The sequence below is a fragment of the Amycolatopsis ultiminotia genome (assembly GCF_039536925.1).
GTDB classification, from domain to species: domain Bacteria; phylum Actinomycetota; class Actinomycetes; order Mycobacteriales; family Pseudonocardiaceae; genus Amycolatopsis; species Amycolatopsis ultiminotia.
Map to the genome: position 1 here is coordinate 1 of NZ_BAAAZN010000067.1, position 503 is coordinate 503.

General features: G+C 71.2%; 1 protein-coding gene. It reads left to right on the forward strand.

Translation table 11 applies throughout. The annotated features are described in order from the left end of the window. A partial coding sequence (locus tag ABD793_RS42580) for an IS110 family transposase (RefSeq protein WP_486303696.1) occupies nt 1-503 on the forward strand: 503 nt, incomplete at both ends.

Sequence of the window (503 nt, forward strand, 5' to 3'; positions counted from 1 at the left end):
CGGCAGGCCGCTGCGGCTATCGTGAGCTGCGTCGTCTGGCACGACGGTTTCCGGGCATCTGCTGGGCGATCGAGGCCAGCAACGGCCTGGGCCGGCCATTGACCCGGCGATTGATCGACGACGACATCACCGTCGTGGACGTGCTGTCCAAACTCGGCAGCCGGGTGCGTCCGCTGGCCATCGGGCACGGCCGCCAGGCCGGTCAGGTCGATGCCCGCTCGGTCGCGGTGGCAGCGCTCACCGGCGGGGACCGGCAGCATCGCCAGGACGACCACGCCGAGACGCTGAGGCTGCTCAGCGAACACCGGGATGAATTTCGTCCGGCGCCGCGCCCAGGTCGTCAACCGGCTGCATGTCCTGCTGTCGTACCCGCTGGACGGCGGAGCCCCAGCGTCGTTGACCGCCGATCGCGCCGCCACGCTGCCCGGCCGGACCCGCCGAGCGTGCTACCCGCCGTGCCCACGCAGTCGACCTGGTCGCCGAAGTCCGTCATCCCGACAAGA